This window comes from Caballeronia catudaia (assembly GCF_001544755.2).
GTDB classification, from domain to species: Bacteria; Pseudomonadota; Gammaproteobacteria; order Burkholderiales; family Burkholderiaceae; genus Caballeronia; species Caballeronia catudaia.
Genome location: NZ_FCOF02000008.1, coordinates 93,465 through 113,308, shown reverse-complemented (window position 1 = coordinate 113,308; position 19,844 = coordinate 93,465). Strand labels below are relative to the sequence as shown.

The 19,844-nt window shown below is 64.1% G+C and carries 17 protein-coding genes; 10 read left to right on the top strand and 7 right to left on the bottom strand.

What is annotated here, in order from left to right:
• The first annotated feature begins 116 nt into the window (after positions 1-116).
• Both AWB75_RS11320 and AWB75_RS11315 read left to right on the top strand, forming a co-directional pair.
• Positions 117-1,310: an acyl-CoA dehydrogenase family protein gene (locus tag AWB75_RS11320; protein WP_061124171.1), complete on the top strand. Its 1,194-nt coding sequence runs from the start codon at positions 117-119 to the stop codon at positions 1,308-1,310.
• An 8-nt stretch (positions 1,311-1,318) separates the two neighbouring features.
• Complete coding sequence (locus AWB75_RS11315; protein ID WP_061124170.1) at positions 1,319-2,470, top strand: acyl-CoA dehydrogenase family protein; 1,152 nt, start codon at positions 1,319-1,321, stop codon at positions 2,468-2,470.
• 27 nt (positions 2,471-2,497) lie between these two features.
• Here the strand turns inward: AWB75_RS11315 and AWB75_RS11310 are convergent, their stop codons facing one another.
• A complete protein-coding gene (locus AWB75_RS11310; protein WP_061124169.1) occupies positions 2,498-5,287 on the bottom strand; it encodes a LuxR C-terminal-related transcriptional regulator in 2,790 nt (929 codons plus the stop codon).
• Positions 5,288-5,590: 303 nt separating this feature from the next.
• On the opposite strand from AWB75_RS11310, the gene AWB75_RS11305 reads away from it, so the two are divergent.
• Positions 5,591-6,706, top strand: coding sequence for a porin (locus AWB75_RS11305; protein WP_061124168.1), 1,116 nt, complete (start codon positions 5,591-5,593; stop codon positions 6,704-6,706).
• Between the two features lie 86 nt (positions 6,707-6,792).
• Positions 6,793-7,164 carry a BON domain-containing protein gene (locus AWB75_RS11300; RefSeq protein WP_061124167.1) on the top strand — a complete coding sequence of 124 codons (372 nt, stop codon included), beginning with the start codon at positions 6,793-6,795 and terminating at the stop codon, positions 7,162-7,164.
• Positions 7,165-7,607: 443 nt separating this feature from the next.
• Here AWB75_RS11300 and AWB75_RS11295 read toward each other — a convergent pair whose 3' ends face one another.
• Positions 7,608-8,948: an MFS transporter gene (locus AWB75_RS11295; protein WP_407642144.1), complete on the bottom strand. Its 1,341-nt coding sequence runs from the start codon at positions 8,946-8,948 to the stop codon at positions 7,608-7,610.
• Between the two features lie 290 nt (positions 8,949-9,238).
• On the opposite strand from AWB75_RS11295, the gene fae reads away from it, so the two are divergent.
• From fae to AWB75_RS11280, 3 genes are all read left to right on the top strand, one after another.
• Positions 9,239-9,772, top strand: coding sequence for a formaldehyde-activating enzyme (gene fae, locus AWB75_RS11290; protein ID WP_061124166.1), 534 nt, complete (start codon positions 9,239-9,241; stop codon positions 9,770-9,772).
• Positions 9,773-10,205: 433 nt separating this feature from the next.
• Positions 10,206-12,479: a catalase/peroxidase HPI gene (gene katG, locus AWB75_RS11285; protein ID WP_061124165.1), complete on the top strand. Its 2,274-nt coding sequence runs from the start codon at positions 10,206-10,208 to the stop codon at positions 12,477-12,479.
• A gap of 211 nt (positions 12,480-12,690) precedes the next feature.
• Positions 12,691-13,170: a YbjN domain-containing protein gene (locus tag AWB75_RS11280; RefSeq protein WP_061124164.1), complete on the top strand. Its 480-nt coding sequence runs from the start codon at positions 12,691-12,693 to the stop codon at positions 13,168-13,170.
• 17 nt (positions 13,171-13,187) lie between these two features.
• Here AWB75_RS11280 and AWB75_RS11275 read toward each other — a convergent pair whose 3' ends face one another.
• Genes AWB75_RS11275 through AWB75_RS11260 form a run of 4 tightly spaced genes read right to left on the bottom strand, consistent with a single transcriptional unit; the run spans position 13,188 to position 16,695 of the window.
• The gene (locus AWB75_RS11275; protein WP_061124163.1) at positions 13,188-14,486 is read right to left on the bottom strand and encodes an NAD(P)/FAD-dependent oxidoreductase; all 1,299 of its coding nucleotides are present in this window, start codon (positions 14,484-14,486) and stop codon (positions 13,188-13,190) included.
• Positions 14,483-15,244 carry an amino acid ABC transporter ATP-binding protein gene (locus AWB75_RS11270; RefSeq protein ID WP_061124162.1) on the bottom strand — a complete coding sequence of 254 codons (762 nt, stop codon included), beginning with the start codon at positions 15,242-15,244 and terminating at the stop codon, positions 14,483-14,485. The genes AWB75_RS11275 and AWB75_RS11270 overlap by 4 nt, the downstream gene beginning before the upstream one ends.
• A complete protein-coding gene (locus tag AWB75_RS11265; RefSeq protein ID WP_061124161.1) occupies positions 15,241-15,909 on the bottom strand; it encodes an amino acid ABC transporter permease in 669 nt (222 codons plus the stop codon). The genes AWB75_RS11270 and AWB75_RS11265 overlap by 4 nt, the downstream gene beginning before the upstream one ends.
• Before the next feature lie 24 nt (positions 15,910-15,933).
• Positions 15,934-16,695 (bottom strand): ABC transporter substrate-binding protein, encoded by a 762-nt coding sequence (locus tag AWB75_RS11260; RefSeq protein ID WP_061124305.1) that lies wholly within the window; start codon positions 16,693-16,695, stop codon positions 15,934-15,936.
• 143 nt (positions 16,696-16,838) lie between these two features.
• Between AWB75_RS11260 and AWB75_RS11255 the strand changes: the two genes are divergently transcribed.
• The 3 genes from AWB75_RS11255 to AWB75_RS11245 all read left to right on the top strand — a co-directional run bounded on the left by AWB75_RS11255 (position 16,839) and on the right by AWB75_RS11245 (position 18,962).
• Positions 16,839-17,645: an IclR family transcriptional regulator gene (locus AWB75_RS11255; RefSeq protein ID WP_061124160.1), complete on the top strand. Its 807-nt coding sequence runs from the start codon at positions 16,839-16,841 to the stop codon at positions 17,643-17,645.
• Between the two features lie 66 nt (positions 17,646-17,711).
• Positions 17,712-18,536, top strand: coding sequence for an isocitrate lyase/PEP mutase family protein (locus tag AWB75_RS11250; protein ID WP_061124159.1), 825 nt, complete (start codon positions 17,712-17,714; stop codon positions 18,534-18,536).
• Positions 18,537-18,563: 27 nt separating this feature from the next.
• Positions 18,564-18,962: a RidA family protein gene (locus AWB75_RS11245; RefSeq protein WP_061124304.1), complete on the top strand. Its 399-nt coding sequence runs from the start codon at positions 18,564-18,566 to the stop codon at positions 18,960-18,962.
• A 1-nt stretch (position 18,963) separates the two neighbouring features.
• Here AWB75_RS11245 and AWB75_RS11240 read toward each other — a convergent pair whose 3' ends face one another.
• Positions 18,964-19,842, bottom strand: a complete 879-nt coding sequence (locus tag AWB75_RS11240) for an isocitrate lyase/PEP mutase family protein (RefSeq protein WP_061124158.1) — start codon at positions 19,840-19,842, stop codon at positions 18,964-18,966.
• Positions 19,843-19,844: the final 2 nt, after the last annotated feature.

The following is a 19,844-nucleotide window of genomic DNA, read 5'->3' as shown; positions in this document are numbered from 1 at the left end:
TGGACAGAGAATAGGGGAGGCGCACCGGTGCGTGACCACCCGAGGTGGGTGGCGGTTCGGCGCGCAGAGCCGCGTATGGTGAAGCTGTGAAGGGGCCCGTCATAACGAGGAAGTCAATGAACCTGAGCTATTCGAACGAAGATCTCGCGTTTCGCGATGAAATCCGCGCATTCATGCGGGACCGTCTCCCGCACGATCTGCGCGACAAGGTGCTGAATCATCGTCATCTGGAGCGCGACGACCACGTGCGGTGGCAGCGCATCCTGCATTCGCACGGCTGGGGCGCGCCCGGCTGGCCGAAGGCCTCCGGCGGCACGGGATGGACCGCGCTGCAACGGCTGCTGTTCGATATCGAATGCGGCATCGCAGGCGCGCCGCGTCAGCTTGCGTTCGGCCTCACCATGATTGCCCCGGTGCTGATGAAGTTCGGCAGCGCCGCACAGCAAGCGCGCTTCCTGCCACGCATCCTCACCTTGGAGGACTGGTGGTGTCAGGGGTATTCCGAGCCGGGGGCAGGCTCGGATCTCGCGTCGCTCAAGACCCGGGCGGTGCGCGAAGGAGACCACTACATCGTGACCGGGCAAAAGACCTGGACCACATTGGCGCAGCACGCCGACTGGATGTTCTGTCTGACCCGCACCGATCCCGAGGCGAAGCAGCAGAGCGGCATTTCGCTGCTGCTCATCGACATGAAGTCGCCCGGCATCACCGTGCGCCCGATCCCCACGCTCGAAGGCGTCGCCGATATCAACGAGGTCTGGCTCGACGGCGTGAAAGTGCCTGCCGGGAATCTCGTCGGCGAGGAGAACCACGGCTGGACCTACGCGAAATACCTGCTCGGCCATGAACGCACGGGCATCGCCGGCATCGGGCATTGCCGGCGCGAGCTGCGTTACGTGAAGGCGCTGGCGCAGCGTGAGCGCAGAAACGGCAAGCCGCTTGCGGAAGACGTGCGCGTGCGCGAAAAGATCGCGCGCATCGAAGCCGAAGTCATGGCGCTCGAAATGCTGCTGCTGCGCGTTGCGTCGGAGGCGGGCCAGCGTGGCGCGGGCGTGGAGTCGTCGATTCTCAAGATCCGCGGCTCGGAATTGCAGCAGGCGTTGTCGTCGCTGCATATCGATATCGCCGGGCCGAACGCGTTGCCGTTCGCGCCCGAGTGGCTCGCCGACGGCTTCGACGGCTGGACGCCCGAGCCCGGCTATGGCGCGAGCGTCGGCAGCTTTTATCTGGACATGCGCAAGCCGACCATTTTCGGCGGCACGAACGAAGTGCAGAAGGAAATCATCGCGAAAGCGGTTTTCGACATGTGAGGTGGCAGATGGACTTTTCATACAGCGATGAGCAGCGCCAGCTCGCCGACAGCCTGCGGCGCTTCACCGACGAGCGCTATCCGATCGACGCGCGCCGCAAAGCCCTGCGCGCTCCGGACGGTTTCAGCCGCGACGCGTGGCGCGCCTACGCGGAATTCGGCCTGCTTGGGTTGACGATCTCATCGGAGCACGGCGGTTTCGACGGAAACGCAACCGACACGTTCGCCGTGCAGTTCGAAGCCGGCCGCGCGCTGCTGTGCGAACCGCTGATTCCCTGCGCGGTGATGGCAGCCGGCCTGATTCAGCTCGCAGGCACCGACGCGCAGCGGCAAGCGCATTTGACCGCGATCGCGGAAGGCCGCGAGATCGTGGCGCTCGCGTATCAGGAGCAGGATAGCCGCTATGACTTCGCGCGCCCGTCGACCGTCGCGCGGACAGACGGCGACAGCTTCGTCCTGGATGGCCGCAAGGTGCACGTCTGGCACGGCGAGGCCGCGCATACACTGATCGTGTCGGCGTGGAACGCGTCGGCGGAGGCGCTGTCGCTGTTCATCGTGCCGGCGTCGGCGGCGGGCGTGTCGGTCCGCGCGTATCCCATGCTCGACGGCGAGCGTGCCGCCGAAATCACGTTGCAAGCGGTGCGCGTGCCGCGCAGCGCGATGCTCGGCGATGGCGCGCGCGGCGAAGCGATGCTCGAAGCGGCCCTCGAACGCGGCATTGCCGCGCTGTGCGCGTCGAGTGCGGGCGCGATGGGGCGTCTCATCGAAATGACCGGCGAGTATCTGCTCACGCGCAAGCAGTTCGGCCAGGCGCTCGCCCGCTTCCAGGCGTTGCGTCATCGCGTGGCGGACATGCTCGTGCAGAAGGAGCTCGCGTTGTCGATGGCGCATCTGGCCGCATCGGCGATCGATGTCGCCGACGCAACCGAACGGCGCCGCATGATCTCGTCCGCGAAGCTGATCGTGGGCCGCGCGGCGCGCTTCGTCGGCGAGCAGGCCGTGCAGTTGCACGGCGGAATGGGCGTCACGGCGGAGCTGGCGGTCGGTGACTACTTCAAGTATCTGACGGCGTCGTCGCTGCGTCTCGGCGATGCGGACTATCACGCCGATGTGCTCGCAAGCCTGCCGATGGATCCGGGTACGCGCGCGCTCGTCGCCTGATACGCGAGACGCGACCGGCGCGTGCGTTCACGCGCCGTCGCCCAGCGCGAGGTCACGCGAGCGTGCAACGGCTTCGTCGCGGCTCGACACGCCGAGCTTGCTGTAGATGTTCTTCAGATGCCATTTGACCGTCTCGGGCGAAATACCCATCGTCCGGGCGATCTTCTTGTTTGGGAGGGCCTGCGCGAGCAGGCTCAGCACCTTCGATTCCCGCGCGCTCAGAATGTCCTGAGTCTTGCCGTCTGCCGAACGCGCGCCGGGTTTCGTCGCGGCGGGCATTGCGGTGGCGCGAGCGTGCGTATCGCGCAGGCGATCCGCATAGAACTGCAGCACAGCATCGTGCGGCTCGTCGCTGGCCACGCTCGTGATCAGGTCCACCGCGGCGGGATCGGCATCGAGGAGCGTACGGACGAGCCCGAGACGATGCCCGAGGCGCATCGCCGAGCGCATCAGCTTGCGCGCGGACACGGCGTCGCCGCGGCCGTGCGCTGTAACGGCCTTTTGCGTTTCGAAAAAGGCGAGACGCCGCTGCCAGCCTTGTGCGCGGCACAGATCGATGAGCGGTGACAGCGCGTGCGCCGCCGCGTCGTAATCTTCGTGTGCGAGACGCCAGTCGATGTGCGTCCGTTGCGAGATCACCTGAAAATCCGCCGACGCCTGCACGCCCGCGCACGCGGCCAAGGCGTCGATACGCGCGATGTGCGCCCGCGCGGAGTCGAACTGGCCGCGTTGCAGATCGCGCCGCACACGCTGCGCCAGGCAATGCGCGAGCACGCGGCGCAGTTCGGGTCGCGCGGCGTAGTCTTCGAGCCGATGCAGGCACGCGATCGCATCGAGCCGATGACCCGCTTGCCAATGCGCCGACGACAGCACCGTCAGCACGCTCATCACCGTATCGGGAAACGAGACGCGCTCGATCACGTCGACGCGTTCCTCGAGCAGCTTGCGCGCCTGCTCGGTCTCGCCGGATTCATAGAGCACTTCGCCGAGCAGCGCGGCAGCGAGCGCCGACGCTTCGGCCGCCGCGCTGCCGCGCTGTTCGGCTTCGTAAAGCACGTCACGGCAGACGCGCTCGGTTTGCAGAAGATCGCCTTGCAGCAGATGGCTGAATCCGGCGAGCGCGCGACCACTCAACACGCCCGCGGACGTGCCCATGATCGGCGTGCCATCGGCAAGCGCGGGCGGGCGGTCCATCTGCACGCGGCGCGCTTCGTCGAAATCGCCGCGCTGCGTGTGAATCCACGAAAGCAGATTGTTGCGCGCGCCGACGACCACGCCCTGCGCGTCGTGAGGCAGCGCGCACATGCGCGGCAACAGGTTGCAGGCGGCGTCGAGATCGTCGCGCTGGACCGCGAGCGCGCCCTCCAGCAGCATGAGGCGATAGCGGGAATTCGTATCGTCGCGGGAAAGATCGCAGCGCAGCCGCTCGATCGCGTCCGCACACGCGCCGAACTCGCGCGCATACAGATGCAGATGGATCATCCACAGCCGCAGGCCGACGCGCGCCTGAATCTCGGCCTCCGGCAACAGGCGCATCAGCGCGACGACCTTGCGCAAGTCGCCGCGTAATTGCAGGCTGCGCGCAATACGCGCGACGAGATCCGCCGCCGCGGCAGGCTCGCCGGCGAGCACGGCGTGGCGCACGGCTTCATCGGCGTGATCGTGCTCGCGGAACCACTGCCACGCCGCGTGATGCACTTGCCGCTGCTGCGTCGCGCTGCGCTTGCGGAAGCGTTCCAGCAGTGTTTCGCGGAAGAGCGGATTGAGCCGATACCAAGCGTGGCGCGCATCGTGACCGGCAGGCGCGAGAAAGAGGTTGTCGCTTTCGAGACGCGCGATCAGCCTGAGCACGCTGTCCGCGTGATCCGTGCCGCCGAGCAGCGCTGCGCACAGTGGCGCGCACAGCCGCTCGCACACGGCCATGCGCACGAGCAGTTCGACCTCGTTCGCGGCAAGGCTCGACAGCACTTCGCGCTCGAAATATTCAGCGAAGGTGTTGGCGTCGAGATGTTGCATGCCCGCGAATGCATCGCCCGTTGCGAGCGCCGTCGGCGTTGCTTTCCTGCGCTTGGCGCCGACCACCATCAGTTGCAGGCCGGCGACCCAGCCGTCGGTCATTTCGTGCATCTGACGGGCATCGCGCGAATCGATTTCGGGGAACTGCGACTTCAGGAAAGCCTTCGACTCGGCCATCGAAAAGCGCAGATCGCGCATGTCGAGCTCGAGCAGCAGGCCCGCATCGCGGATGCGCCCGACCGACAGCGGAATCGCCCCGCGCGACGCGAGCACGATGTGCAGATTCGGCGGCGCGTAATCGAGCAGCCATTGCAGCGATCGATGACAGCGGCCGTCCGTCAGTCGATGCAGATCGTCGAACACGAGCACGAGATCGCCCTGACGGCTCGCGATGCCGCGCACGAGCGCGATGATCGTGCGCTCGATCGCTTCGTCGTCCGTGCCGCGGCCGCCGAGCAGCGCGGCGTCGCGCGGGATCGACGGATCGACTTGCGCGAGGCTCGCGGCGAGCGCGTCGAGAAAGGGCGCGGGGTCGTCGAGTTCATCGGCGAGCGTGAGCCACGCGACCTGGAACGCGAGCGGATAAAGCGCCTCGCGCCACGCAATGAGCGCCGTGGTCTTGCCATATCCCGCCGGGCCCTGCATGACGATGCAGCGCTTGCGGCGCGCCTCGACGAGCTGCGCGACGAGCCGCTCGCGGCCCACGACGAGTGCTGACGCGCGCGGCGACGCGCACCCGGCCGCCGGCGCTGCGTCATGATCGACATGATTCGGATTGCGAAGGACGATCGTTTCAGTCATCACACACCTGCGTCGTTCATTGGGCTTCATCGATTTTAGCGGTCAGCGGGCAAACCGCCCGCTAGGGAACATGTGTATGTGTGTCTCCAAATAATTCGGAGTAAAGCGCTTGTCTGCGGATCGCGTGAGTGATAGGCGGCGCACCGATGGCGGACGCGATTCGGGTATTCCCGCGCCTACTCGCTTCGGGTAGTGGTGCGTTCGGGATCGCCTGCAACACTGCATCGGAAGGGGCGGTGCGGCGTCGGCGCGCGTCGATCGAACGCACCGGACAGCCCAGATTCCCACAACGAGGAGACACTCATGCGTTTCATCAGGAAAGGCGTCGTCGGCGTGACACTCGCGATTGCGGCCGGCAGCGCGGCGGCGCAATCGAGCGTCACGCTTTATGGCGTCGCCGATGCATTCATTCAGTGGTTCAACAACGGCGGAACCCAATCCTGGTCGATGCGCAGCGGCGGCAACACCGGCTCGATGTTCGGCCTGAAGGGCACCGAGGACCTCGGCGGCGGCCTGAAAGCCTTGTTCACCGTCGAAAACGGCTACAACCTCAACAACGGCACGTTCCTCGCCGATTCCTCCGCGATGTTCTATCGCCAGGCGTGGGTCGGCCTCACGCACGAGAAGTACGGAACGCTGTCGCTCGGCAGGCAATATCAGCCGACGTTCTGGGCGCTTTATCCGGCCGATCCGTTCCGCGCAAACGAAGTGCTTTCGCCGATCGCGGCCATGGCGACGAGCTTCGACCGCAATACGATGGCCACGGCCACCGCCGGCGGGCGCTCGAGCAACGCGATCGTCTACAAGTCGCCCCAAGTCAGCGGCTTCCAGCTCTGGAGCATGTACGCGCTCGCGGCGACGGTGACGCAGCCTTACCCGCAGTCGGTCGGCAACCTGTTGGATATCGCGGGAACGTACTCCGGTTACGGGCTTTACGTCGGCATGGCGTATCAGTTCCAGCATCCGGGCTCGAAGAGCATTCCGGGGCTGCCCACCGCGGTGAACACGGTTTCCGTCCAGCACTTTACGGGCGCGCTGGCGTACCGCATCGGCATCGTGAATCTGCAGTTCACCTACGCGTACCACAAGCCGCAAGATGCAGCCGCGGGCTCGGTTGCCGCGCGCCTCAATGCGGCGAACCCGTTCAGCGTCGCCCAGGTCGGCGCGACGATCCAGGCCACGCCCGCCGACGCAATTGAAATCTCCGGCTTCCAGCGTCTCGTGCGCGGCGTTCACGACAACACCTGGGGCATCCAGGTGGGTGAGGATCACGCCCTCTCGAAGCGCACGTCCCTCTATGCGCGCGCGGGCTACATGAAGAACAACGGCCTCGCGACCACGTCCTGGCCCGGTCTCTCGGCGGTTGGGCCGGGCGAGAAGCAGATACTCGTCGGCGCGGGCGTCTCGCATCGCTTCTGAGTTGCATCGTGCGCGCTTCGTTGCTGCTTGCGGGCGCGGCGGAGTGCGTGGTTCAGGTTACAACGATCATGGCAGCAAACAACACTATGAAATTTATTCGCATCCTACGACTGACGATCGGCGTCGCTGCCGTCAGCGCTTCGTTTTATGGTTATGCACAAAATGGTGCGTCGGCGCCTGTCGGTGCGTCGTCTGCGGCAACGGCGGCATCGACGACGCCGGGCGCTGCCAAATCCGCGAAAGCCGCCGACCGCGCGTTGCGCCGGCGCATTCTTACCGCGCTTGCCGATGCAAAAGGGATGCGCGCGAGCGGCATCACGGTGCGCGTGACCAATGGCGACGTGCTGCTGGAAGGCTGGGTGCCCGAGCAGGCGCAGATGGATCAGGCGACGCGCGTGGCGCAAGGCGTGCAAGGCGTGAAATCGGTGCGCAATACGCTGACGCTCTCGACGTTCTGAACTTCTGATTCGCCATTTCATCGCCCCGCGCCGGTTGATATCGGCGCGGGGCGATTGTCGTTATACACAGCCCGCGACCAGCCTCGTTTCGATCCGCGACACGCCGCGCGCGCCGGGTTCGCCGACGCTACATGAACGGTGTGACTACGGTTTGTATCGTTGGGTCCTTCCTCGTATGCGGGGTCATCACGACCACCGGCGCGCCGAGCGCCCCGCGCGTCCGCGTTCGCCCATTGAATGGACGATCAGACCGGACAGTCTCCGATGATCGTTGCTCGCAGCTTCACGGCGCGCCGAGCGCCGAGGATCTCAAGACGAACGACCTGAAGAGTGACACATACGGAAAAGCCGGACGCGCCGCTTCCGCGCATCCGGCTCACACCATTCGACATCCCGAACTGCTGCTTGGCGGCTATCGAACGACGACGTCGCGCCAGCCGCCTTCAGGCGGCGCTCGTCGCGACGTGCTCGCCCGCCCCGCGCCGCGAGCGCTCGGGATGCAGCCAGCGCAACGCAACGAGTGCGGCGACGATCAACATGATCGCGCTCGTCGCAAAGCCGAGTTCGTAAGCATGCGCGCTCACGCCGCCGTTCGCCTGCACGATCCGGCCGATCAGCATCGGCGCGATGGCCGCTCCGGTGCTGGCGAGCGCCGTATGAATGCCGATGAGCGCGCCGCGCTGCGTATCCGGCACGAGTTCAGAGAGCAGCGCCGGCGCGAGCGCGAAGCAGGCGGTCGGCAACCCGCTCGCGAGAGCGAACACGACGACTTTCTGCACCGGCGCGAGTCCTGGCAGCATCAACACGAAGAACAGACACGCGCCGCCGATGAACGCCGCGCACAGCAAGCGCACGCGCGCATTACGCGACGACGCCCCGCGCACCAGCATGCGCTGCGACAGCCAGCTCAGCCCGAGGCTGAACGGCGCCGCCGCGGCGATCACGAGCGCGAACCAGCGTCCCGAAACGATGCCCGAGAAGCCGAGCGCCTTTTCCAGATACGTCGGCAGCCAGGTCATGTTCGCGCCCATCATCCAGTAGCCGGCGAAGCCAAGGAGAAACACGCAGAGCACCGTCGGATTGCTGAGCAGCTTGCGGTACGGCACTCGCTGAACCGTCGCATCGGTTGCGCCGGTCAGCGTTCGCGGATGTTGCACCAGATTGCCTTCGCGACCGACGCACAGCCACAGCACGCTCCACACGGCGCCTATGCCACCGAGCACGACGAAGTTCATGCGCCATCCCCAGTGATGTGTGACGAGCGGAATGAGCAGGCCCGCGAGAAGCAGACCGACGAGCGCGCCCTGATTCACGAACGCGACCGGCATGTTGCGCTTCTCGTTGGGGAACCACTTGTAGAGCGCGTGGACGGACACCGGATAGAACGGACCCTCCGCCGCGCCGAGCACGACGCGGCAGACGAGAAACGCGGCCATGCTGCTGAAGATTGCCTGAGGGACTTGCAGGACCGCCCATATGACGCCCATGCCGAGCAGCAGCCAGCGTGTCTGAATCCGGTTTGACAGAAATCCCACCAGCACCGTCGATACGGCGAAGAGCCAGAAGAAACTTCCCGCGACCACGCCGAATTGCGCCGGCGATAGGCCCAGTTCGCGCATCAGCGGCACGGCGACCATGCCGAGCACGATCTTGTCGAGAAAATTGATGAGGGCGAGCGCCATCAGCATCAGCGTCGTCATCCACGCCGCGCGTGGCCTGTAACCGTCGAGTGAGTTCATGGTCTGGTTCGGCTCAAAGATGCGGCGCGCTTGTTCCACGCTCATTTCACGCTTCTTTCACGCCGCGGGGTGAAAGTCTGGCCGCGCTCGCTCGCACGAAACGAGGCCGCTCGCTTGTCACGTTAAGTGCGCCGTGTGAGCTCAAGCCCCACCCGAAACAGGGAGGACAGGGAAAACGCCGTGCCGCGCAATGTGTCACGCCGCGCGGACAGTGTGTCTTCGCGCGACCGGCGGATGCGGCGTCACGGCCTTGTCCGCGTGAGTGGCATCGTCCTTGCGTGCGGATGTCCCTTCGGTCTTTCGAACCATCGTTCAATCCTTGAAGGAGAGTGCTCATGAGTCTGGATCTGACGTTCCGCGCAGGCGAAGCAACCGTGCTGGCCGCGCCGGGCCAAGCGACCGATGCGATGCCGGAGATTCTGATCGGCCGCGTGGATGGGCCAGTTGGCCACGCGTTCGCGAACATGATGGCGCAGTCGAAAGGACACACCGCCATGTTCGCGATTCGGGCGTGCAATCAGATGGTCCGCCCGGCGACGATGATCGTTCCAAAGGTGACGCTGAAGGACATGGCGAACATCGACCTGTTCGGCGGCGTGGTGCAATCGGCGACCGCCGATGCCGTCGTCGATTGTCTGATCGAAGGTATCTTGCCGAAAGATCGGGCGAACGAGCTGTGCATCATCAGCCTCGTGTGGATCGATCCGCGTTGCGCGACGGACGCGAACCTCGACAAGAAGGACATGTACCGCACCAATTACGAAGCGACGAAGCTTGCCATTCAGCGCGCGATGAACAACGAGCCGAGCGTCGAGGAACTCATCGCGAACCGGCACGGCATCAAGCACGATATGGACGACTGGAGCTGATCAGCGGGCCTCCCGCCGGACCCGGTTCGCGTTTTCCCTGCGCCGCGCGTCGGCGCGGGCCGCGCGGTCTGCCACGCGTGCAAGACGCTGCTAGACTGAAAGACCTTGTCTCGCCAGCCGAAGCACGTACGATCCGCAAGAAGTTTTGATGACCGATCGAAGTCGATCACGCTCGCCTATCGCGCGCTGACACATCGCCCGTCATTCTGCACTGCAGCAACCGCGAGCAAGACGCAGGCGCGTTCCGTCTTATAGCCGTCTGCTATCGGCGGCATTGCAAAAATCGCATTCTATTGAGGGTTGCGCTCGCGTATTTTTAAATTGCGGAAGGCCTGCCTCGACGATTCACGCATCGCCCGATGCATGCCGCAAATTCTCTTTGGTAGTCAGTAGCAGAACAACTAGTGGGTACGTCCTCGCAAGGAGATAACGCATGTCAAGCGAATCGAAATGTCCGTTTACGCATGCCGCCGGCACCGGCACGACGAACCGTGACTGGTGGCCGAAGCAGCTACGGGTGGATCTGCTGAGCCAGCATTCGAGCAAGTCGAATCCGCTCGACCCCGGCTTCGACTACGCCGAGGCGTTCAAGCGCCTCGATCTCGCCGCGGTCAAGAAGGATCTCGCGGCGCTGATGACCGACTCGCAGGACTGGTGGCCTGCCGACTTCGGTCACTACGGGCCGCTCTTCATCCGCATGGCGTGGCACAGCGCCGGCACCTATCGCATCGGCGACGGCCGGGGAGGCGGTGGACGCGGCCAGCAGCGGTTCGCGCCGGTCAATAGCTGGCCGGACAACGTCAGCCTCGACAAGGCCCGTCGTCTGCTGTGGCCCGTCAAGCAGAAGTACGGCCAGAATATTTCCTGGGCCGATCTGCTGATTCTCGCCGGCAACGTCGCGCTGGAAACGATGGGCTTCAAGACCTTCGGCTTCGCCGGCGGCCGCGAAGATACTTGGGAGCCGGATCAGGATGTCTACTGGGGCAATGAGAAAACCTGGCTTGGCGGCGATGTCCGCTATGGCAAAGGCGCCGCCGGCAACGATGAAGATCAGGGCGTGATCACCGCCGACGAACAGAAGCACGGCGAAGAAGTCAGCCGCACCGACAACGGCCGTAACCTGGAGAACCCGCTCGGCGCGGTGCAGATGGGTCTGATCTATGTCAACCCGGAAGGCCCCGACGGCAATCCCGATCCGCTGGCGGCGGCGCACGATATCCGCGAGACCTTCGCGCGCATGGCGATGAACGACGAGGAAACCGTCGCGCTGATCGCGGGCGGCCACACGTTCGGCAAGACGCACGGCGCGGGCCCGTCCGACAACGTCGGTCCCGAGCCCGAATCCGCCGATCTGGAAAACATGGGCCTCGGCTGGAAAAACAGCTACGGCAGCGGCAAGGGCGCGGATACGATCACGAGCGGCCTGGAAGTCACCTGGACCACGACGCCGACGAAGTGGGGCCAAGGCTTCTGGGAGAACCTTTTCGGCTACGAGTATGAATTGACGAAGAGCCCGGCGGGTGCGAATCAGTGGGTGGCGAAGGATTCGGGCGAAACCGTCCCGCACGCGTACGATCCGTCGAAGAAAATCAAGCCGACGATGTTGACGACGGACCTGTCGCTACGCCTCGATCCGGAATACGCGAAGATTTCGAAGCGTTTCTGGGAAAACCCGGATCAGTTCGCCGATGCGTTCGCCCGCGCGTGGTTCAAGCTGACGCACCGCGACATGGGTCCGAAGGCGCGCTACCTCGGCCCGGAAGTGCCGCAGGAAGAATTGCTGTGGCAGGACCCGATTCCGGAAGTCGATCATCCGCTCGTCGACGATCAGGATGTCGCGGCGCTCAAGCAGAAGGTGCTGGCGTCGGGTTTGTCGGTAGCCGAGCTCGTATCGACGGCATGGGCGTCGGCATCGACGTTCCGTGGCTCCGACAAGCGCGGCGGCGCGAACGGCGCGCGCATTCGTTTGGCGCCGCAGAAGGACTGGGAAGCGAACGAGCCCGAGAAGCTCGCGAAGGTGCTGACGACGCTGGAAGGCATTCAGAGCGGGTTCAACGGCGCGCAATCCGGCGGCAAGAAGATTTCGATCGCCGATCTGATCGTGCTGGCAGGCGGCGCGGCCATCGAGCAGGCGGCGGAGAAGGCGGGCCAGAAAGTGACCGTGCCATTCACGCCGGGTCGCATGGACGCGACGCAGGACAAGACCGACGTGCTCTCGGTCTCGGCGCTCGAACCCGTTGCCGATGGCTTCCGCAACTTCGTCAAGACCAACGTGCGCGTGCCGCCCGAGGCGCTTCTGATCGACAAGGCGCAACTGCTGACGTTGACCGCGCCTGAGATGACGGCGCTCGTCGGCGGATTGCGCGCGCTGAAGGTGTCCGCCGGAAGCAACGCGCACGCGCACGGCGTCTTGACCGACCGTCCGGAAACGCTGACGAACGACTTCTTCGTCAACCTGCTCGACATGAACACGGAATGGCTGCCGCTGTCGTCGAGCCGCGATCTGTTCGAAGGACGTGACCGCAAGACGGGACAGAGGAAGTGGACCGGCAGCCGCGTCGATCTGATCTTCGGTTCGCACTCGGTGTTGCGCGCGCTTGCCGAAGTCTATGCGAGCAGCGACGGGCAAGCGAAGTTCGTCAAGGACTTCGTTGCGGCCTGGACCAAGGTGATGAATCTCGATCGCTTCGATCTGAAGACGAAGTAGCCGCCGCGCGTTCAACGACCGCCAATGCGGCTCCGGTTCTGCCGGAGCCGCATTTTTTTTGCGGCACGGCCTATCGCTCGCGCCTATTGCGGTCATCGACGCTAAATGATTTGATGCAAACGAGCCGTTCCGATCGCGAGCGCGCCCGCGCGAACTCGAAAAAAATAAACGGAATGGCGCGGAGAAGAACAAGATTACAACGGAGAGCAAAATGAAAAAGACGTGGACGGAAGACGAAATCACGCTTGATTGCCTTGCAACACATATCGCTGACTCGGGTCTGGAATGTGTCACCGAGACGCAGCAAATCGTGTTGCATACGCATTCTGGAATTGGCTATCTCGTGTCACTCGAACGCGAAAGGAAGTTCGTTCGCTTCGTCACGTATCTGCCCGCGGCGAAGGAAGCCATGCGCTGGCGCAAACGCGACTTCGAGCATCGGCTGAACTCGGAAGTATTCATGGGCTCGTTCTGGATCGACGGCGAAGATGACCTCGTCGCCGAATACCTGATGAGCTATCGGCTCGGACTGATCGCGGGACAGTTCATGGCGATCCTGCACCGGTACGCATCGATGCTGGAGCACGTGATGGCTTCGAAGAACGGCGAAGGGCTCGTCGCGTTCGGGCAAACGCCGCAGCTGACCGGCGACGATGACGTGTGCATCGCGAACCTGCGGTTGCTGGGCTGATTCAATCGGTCGAAGCGTCAGGACAACGCATCGAGCAGCGCATACCACGCGACGCCCGCGCTGATATAGAAGCGCTGCAACGCGTGCAGCGGGATCGGCTCGATGGACGCGGGCGGCAGCGGCAAGCCTCGTGCGACGCCCGCCAGATGCGCGGCGAGATGCTTGCCGATCGTGGTCGCCATCGCGATGCCGCGGCCGTTGTACCCGAGCGCGATGGTCAGGCCTTTCGCTGGCAGATGCACATGCGGCAGGAAATCGCGCGTGATCGCGATGCGTCCCGCCCATCGGTATTCGTACTCGATGTCCTTCAACTGCGGATAAAGCAGCCGCGCGGCGCGCTCGAGATGCGCCCAGTCGGCGGCATCGCGCGGTTCGCGAAACGGCCCGCGTCCGCCCATCAGAAAGCGGCCGTGCGCGTCGCGCCGGAAGTAGAGCAACAGGCGACGCGAATCGGAAGCTACTTCTCTTCCAGGCAGAATGCGCGCGCCGGTCTCGTCGGGCAGAGGCTTCGTCGCGACGATGAAGCTGTTCGCCGCGATCACCGATTGCGCGAGACGCGGCCACAGCGCATCCGTATAACCGTTGGTCGCGATCAGCACTTGCCGCGCATGAATGTGCGGGCCGTGCGCCGTATCGATGCGCCAGCCGCTCTCCGATGCTTCGAGCTTCGTCGCGCGCGTCGCGCCGTGAATCGCGACGCCGTGCGCGATCGCCGCCCGTGCGAGACCGCGCGCATAGCTGAGCGGCTGCACGCTGCCCGCGCGCAGGTCGATCCATCCGCCGATATAAGCATCGGTGCCGAGCCGCTTCGACACTTGCGCGCGATCGAGCAATTCGACCGGCGCGCCGCGGGCCTCCCATTGTCGCGCGCGCGCGTGCAGCACGCCGATGAGCTTCTCCGAATGCGTCGGCTGGATCCAGCCGTTGCGCGTGGCATCGCACGCGATGTGATAGCGCGCGATCAGATCGAACACGGTATCGGCCGCGCCGCCGATCATGCGCACGATCGCTTCGCCATCGGCCATGCCGAAGCGTCGCAGCAAGTCGTCGGGATCGTACTTCAGGCCGGGAATCACCTGCCCTCCATTGCGGCCCGATGCGCCCCAGCCGGGCTCGTTCGCGTCGATCACGCAGACGGAGGCGCCGCTTTGCGCGAGATGCAGCGCGCACGACAAGCCCGTGAACCCCGCGCCGACGATCGCGACATCGACCGCTTTCGAATCCGCGAGCGGCGGCGCGGCGACGGCGGGTTCAGCGGTGGCGGCCCACAGCGACGGCGGCAAAGGCAGCGCGGACGTGTTCAGGTGCGGATTCATTTGTCCGCGCTCTCGCCGTCGTTCCCGCCGTTGTTCGATAGCATGCGCCGCAGAAAGTCGCGCGTGCGCGGATGTTGTGGACGTTCGAGCACGTCGGCGGCGCTGCCTTCTTCGCAGATCGTGCCGTCGTAGAGAAAGCACACGCGATCCGCGACTTCGCGCGCGAAGCCCATTTCGTGCGTGACGACGATCATCGTCATGCCGTCGCGCGCGAGCTGACGCATCACGCCGAGCACTTCACCGACGAGCTCGGGATCGAGCGCGGAGGTCGGCTCGTCGAAGAGAATCGCCTTCGGTTCCATTGCGAGCGCGCGCGCGATGGCCACGCGCTGCTGCTGACCGCCCGAGAGTTCATCGGGATACGCATCGATGCGATGCGACAAGCCGACCTTCTCCAGCAGTTCACGCGCGCGCGCACGCGCCGCGTCGCGCGGCTGCTTCTTCACATACAGCGGTCCTTCGCAGACGTTCTCCAGCGCCGTGCGATGCGGAAACAGATTGAAGCGCTGAAACACCATGCCCACGTGCGTGCGCAATTCGTGAATGCGCTTGCTCTTCGCATCGACGCGCTCGCCTTCGACCGTGATCGTGCCCGCGTCGTGACTTTCGAGTCCGTTGATGCAGCGAAGCAGCGTCGATTTGCCCGATCCCGAAGGACCGATCAGGCACACGACTTCGCCCGCATCGACACTGAGGCTCACGCCTTTCAGCACTTCCTGGTCGTGAAAGCGTTTGTGAATGGCGTCGATATCGATCATCGCTTGCCTCGCATGCGTTTTCTGAGCGTGAGCCGGCGTTCGAGCAGACGCAGCGCATACACGAGCGGCAGGCTCAACGCGAGATAAAGCAGCGCGACGAGCGTGAACACGGTCATGTTCTGGAATGTCGATGATGCGATCAGTTGCCCGGCGCGCGTCATCTCGGCGACGGTGATCGTCGATGCCAGCGACGAGTCCTTCAGCATCATCACGAGCGTGTTTCCATACGGCGGCAGCGCGATGCGAAACGCCTGCGGCAGCACCACGCGCCGCATGATGAGCCCGCCCTTCATGCCGATGGACTGCGCCGCTTCAATCTGCCCGTGATCGATCGCCTGAATGCCCGCGCGGAAGTTCTCCGCCTGATACGCGCTATACGCGACGCCGAGCCCGATGAAACCCGCCTCGAACGCAGAAAGTTGCACGCCGAGGTCGGGCAGCACGAAGTAGATGTAGAAGAGCTGCACGATGATCGGCAGCCCGCGTATCACGTTGATGACGAGCGCGGCGAAATGCGAAAGCGCCTTGTTGGACGATACGCGCATCAACGCGAGCACGAGCCCGAGCAGCGAGCTCAGGATGAACGAACAGACCGTGATTTCGATCGTGACGATCGCGCCCTTGAGCAGGATCGGCAGGAAATCGAGCGCGTTCTGGATGAACATGGCGGCGCCTCTATCTATGCGCCGTCATTCCACCTGCCACTTCTTGACGATCTGCGCGAGCTCGCCGTCGGACTTGATCTTCTTGATGCCCGCGTTGAGCTTGTCGAGCGTGTCCTTGTCGCCCTTGCGCACGACGAAGCACACTTGTCCGGTGACTTCGGGCTTGTAGCCTTCGACGAGGCGCAGTTGCGGATTCGGGTTCTTCTGCAACTGATACGCGATGATCGGGTGATCGCCGAAGCCCGCCTTGATGCGCCCGAGCGCGACGTCGCGCATGATGTCCGCGACGGAATCGTAGGTGCGCACTTCCTTGAAGATGCCTTTCTTGTTCAGCGCATCGACGAACGCGGTGCCCACTTGCGCGCCGACGACCTCGCCCTTCAGATCGTCCATCGACGTGTACTTGCCTTTGTCGTCCGCTTTCACGATCAGGCCTTCGCCATAGCTGTAAACGGTGTCCGAGAAATCGACGACCTGTTCGCGCGCGGGCGTTTTCAGCATTGCGGCGGAAATGATGTCGATCTTCTTCGTCGTCAGCGACGGGATCAAGGCGGAGAAAGTGGTTTGCTGGACCTTCACGTCGAAGCCCGCGGCTTTGCCCGTCGCGGTGATCGCGTCGACGAGCAAGCCCTGGATTTCGTTCGTCTTCACGTCGAGAAACGTGAACGGCACGCCGGTGGCCGTTGAGCCGACGGTGTACGTGGTATCGGCAAACGCGGCGGGCGCCGCGGCGATGATCCATCCGGCAGTGACACCGGCTGCAATGCGCTTCAGTGCTCGAATCATGAGGCTTTCTCCCGATGATTGAATGAAACCGCGGAACGACATGACCGCATGACAAGCGAGTCAAAAATATCGAACATCAAACTTTGCGTATCGAATATCGATATGCTAGTTTCGATTCAGGGACATCCACAATCGGGATTTTCATGAACGACGAGCCGGTCGGTGAAACCAGCGGCGAAGCGGCTGATGCGCTCTTCAACCAGTCGCTGGAGAAGGGCATCGCGGTGTTGCGCTCGTTTTGCGCGCAGCGGCGCACGATGAGCCTGCCCGAACTCGCCGTAGCCGCGGGCATCACGAAGAGCAGCGCGCAGCGCATGATCTACACGCTGGAAAAACTCGGCTACGTGAGAAAGCATCCGCGCACGAAGCGCTATCAGCTGACGCCGCGCGTGATGCAGATCGGCTACAACTATCTCGCGGCGGACACGTTGATCGACGTCGCGAATCCGTTTCTCTCGGAGCTCACGAACGTCGCTGGCGAAACGTCCAATCTCACCGAGCCGGACGGCGACGAGATGATCTACGTCGCGCGTTTCGTCTGCATGAAGTTCGTGCCGATCCATATGCCGATCGGAAGCCGCATTCCGATGTATTGCACGGCGTCGGGGCGCGCCTATCTCAGCGCGTTGCCGGTCGATGAGGCGCGCGCGATCATCGAATCGAGCGAGCGTATCGCGCATACGCAATACACCGTGACGGACGCCGGTGAGCTCGAAGCGATCCTGGAGCGCGGGCGGCGCAAAGGTTACACGAGCAATCGCGAGGAATTGTTTCTCGGCGACATGACGCTCGCCGCGCCCGTGCTCGATGGCGAGCGCCGGCCTGTCGCCGCGGTGCACGTCGTCGCGCCGACGAGCCGCTGGACGCTCGCGGAAGCGGAGCAACGGCTCGCGCCCGCAGTGATCGAATGCGCGCGCAGCATCAGCAATTCCATTCGCACGCTCGGCTGAGAGACGCTATCCCGGCGAATCGCGTATCGTCTGCTTTCCGACTCGTTCATCGACAGGAGACACGCCATGCCCCGCACCGTCGCCGAGAAACGCGCCGCCTTTCGCGCGCTGCACGAATCTGGTTGCTTCATGCTGCCGAATCCCTGGGATGCCGGTTCCGCGCGCTATCTCGCGACGCTCGGCTTCAAGGCGCTCGCGACCACGAGCTCGGGCTTCGCATGGTCGCAAGGCCATGCGGACAATCACGTCACGCGCGATGCCGTGCTCGCGCATCTACGCGAGATCGTCGAGGCAACCGGTTTGCCCGTGAACGCGGACTTCGAAAGCGGCTTCGGCTCGACGCCGGACGAAGTCGCCGAAAGCGTGAAGCTCGCGGTGGCGACAGGCGTCGCGGGATTGTCGATCGAAGATTCGACAGGCGATGCAGCGTCGCCCTTGTTTGCCGTCGATGTCGCCGTGGCGCGCATGAAGGCGGCGCGGCGCGCGATCGATGCAACGGGTGGCGATACCTTGCTCGTCGGCCGCGCGGAAAACTTCTTCGCGGGCAAGCCCGATATCGACGATGCGATCGCGCGTCTCAAGGCCTATTCCGATGCAGGCGCGGATTGTCTCTATGCGCCCGGCATCAAGACGCGCGAGCAGATCGAGGCCGTCGTGAAGGCGGTCGGGCCGAAGCCTGTGAATCTGCTGATCGGCGGTGTGTCCGAATTCACGTTGAGCGATGTGGCCGCGCTCGGCGTGCGGCGCGTGAGCGTCGGCGGAGGGCTCGCGCGCGCGGCGTGGGGCGGATTCATGCGCGCGGCGCAAGGTCTCGCCGATGGTCGCTTCGACGGATTCAAGGACGCGGCGGCGGGAAATGACCTCAATGGAATATTCGTGGACCGCGCGTAGTTCCTCACTTCAAGGGAGACGATGAACATGACCCGCGAGATCATCCGTGTCGAACCGCTTTCTACGTGGCTCGAACGATTCAAGGCGCCGACTTCCGCCGTCACGCGCCACGGCGATACGGTCTATGTGTCCGGCTTTCCGCCGTTCGATCCGCAGACGGGGGAAATCGTGGCGAATGCGACCATCGAACGGCAGACGGAACTGGTGCTTGAGCAGTTGAAGCTGTGCGTCGAAGCGGCGGGGTCGTCGCTCGATCAGGTGTTGAAGTGCAACGTGTATTGCACGTCGGTCGATGCGTTTCCTGTCGTCAACGCGGTGTATGCGCGGTTCTTCGGAGCGAATCCGCCGGCACGCATTTTCATCAACGTGCCGGCGTGGCCGGGCGGGTTTGATATCGAGATCGATTGCGTGGCCGCGGGGGGGTGAATCAGTCCGCGTGCGCGCGGTCGAACGCCCAAACCTCCGGAAACCCCATCAGCGTGCACATATCGGCAAACGGATACATCGCGCCTGAAGCGCCTTCCGTGCCCTTCTGCGCGAGGATCTCGCCGTACATATCCTTGAGCGCCTTCGCCACGACCAGGAACCCCGACGCCGGATAAATCGCCAACGAAAACCCGAGCTTCTGCAACTCCGCGGGCGGCAATTGCGGCGTCCTTCCGCCTTCGACGACATTCACGAGCAGCGGCATATCGAACGCACGCCCGATCTTCTCCAGCTCTTCCACACTCTCCGGCGATTCGATGAACAGCACATCGGCGCCGGCCTTCGCGTACGCTTCGCCGCGACGCAACGCTTCGTCGAGCCCGAGCGATGTCCGCGCATCCGTTCTCGCGACGATCTGAAAATTCGCGTCGCTACGGCTTTCCACCGCGACCTTGATCTTGCGCACCATGTCTTCGAGCGGAATCACGCGGCGTCCCGGCGTATGGCCGCATTTCTTCGGGAATTCCTGATCTTCCAGTTGAATGCCCGCCGCGCCCGCCTGCTCGTAACCCCGCACCGTGTGCGCGACGTTGAGCAGGCCGCCGTAGCCGGTATCGCCGTCGCAGATCATCGGCGTGTTCGTGCCGCCGCAAAATGCCGTGACGCGATTGACCATGTCGGTGTACGTGGCAATCCCCGCATCGGCCACGCCGAGATACGACGCGACCGTGCCGAAGCCCGTCATGTAGAGGCAATCGAAGCCCATCGAGTCGGCCATCTTCGCGGAAATCATGTCGAAGATGCCGGGCGCGGTGACGATTTCCTTGCGCGCGAAACGCGCCTTCAACGCCTGACGCTTGTCCTGATGTGAAACGCTCATAA